This is a genomic window from Arhodomonas sp. KWT, assembly GCF_010993615.1.
Genome location: NZ_WNXE01000609.1, coordinates 1 through 994, shown reverse-complemented (window position 1 = coordinate 994; position 994 = coordinate 1). Strand labels below are relative to the sequence as shown.

1 protein-coding gene is annotated in these 994 nt (G+C 70.0%); it reads right to left on the bottom strand.

Annotated elements, in window-relative coordinates:
- Positions 1–938, bottom strand: a 938-nt coding sequence (locus G7A99_RS21115; RefSeq protein ID WP_163143871.1) for a TonB-dependent receptor plug domain-containing protein, incomplete at its 3' end; no start/stop codon positions are given.
- Between the last annotated feature and the right edge of the window lie 56 nt (positions 939–994).

The window sequence follows — 994 nt, the reverse complement described above, 5'->3', positions numbered from 1 at the left end:
GTGATCAGGTCCTCCGAGAGGAAGAGATCGTTCTGCCAGGTGACGCTGTCCCGGGTGGTGGTGTAGCGGTCGTCGGTTTCCGGGCGCAGGTCGTAGTCGTCCAGCGCGCGGCCCACGGACAGTTGCGAGCGCCACATCCCGGAGATGCGCCAGTCGGCGGTGGCGTTGACCGACTGCTGCACGGTCTCGTCGGTGCCGGCGTCGTACTCGTTGTCGCCCTCGGTGCGCATCACCTGGCCGCGGAGGCTCAGGGCATCAGTGACATCGTAGTGGCCGGTGGCGCTCAGCGAACGGCTGTCGTAGCCGTCGCGGTCCGGCTCGTGGCTGAATGCCCGCTCGTCGGTGGCGTCGAAACCCTGCGTGGACTCGCCGGAGAGATTGATGCCGAAGCCGCCGCGGCCGATCTCCCGGGCGACGCCGACACCGGCCTCCCAGGTGTGCTGGCTGCCGGCGGCGACCCGGGCGTGGGTGGAATCGCGGTCGGTGAAGATCTGGATCACGCCGCCGATGGCGTCCGCGCCGTAGAGGCTCGCCCGGGGGCCGCGGACCACCTCGATACGCCGGATCTGGCTGACCGGGATCTGCTCCAGCGGGGTGCTGCCCTGGGTCGCCGAGCCCATGCGCACGCCATTGATCAGAACCAGGGTGTGATCGCTCTCGGTGCCGCGAAGATAGACGCTGGCGGACTTGCCGCGCCCGCCGTTGCGGCTGATGGATACGCCGGCCATATCGCGCAGCAGCTCGACGGCGTCGGCGGGCTGGCGCTCCTCGATGTCCTCACGGGTGATGACGTCCACGGCGGCGAGGGCGTCGTCCGCGGTGATCGGGGTCCGGGTCGCGGTGACCTGGACCGGGGCGGTGACCTCGGCGCCCTGAACGGTGGTGGCGAACGTGGCACCGACGGCGGCGGCCACGAAGAGGCTGGTTCGGGTTCTCATTGTCTTCCCCCCTGATGCGCACACCCGCGCATGTTCGTGATGAGCGGCGCGGGAGG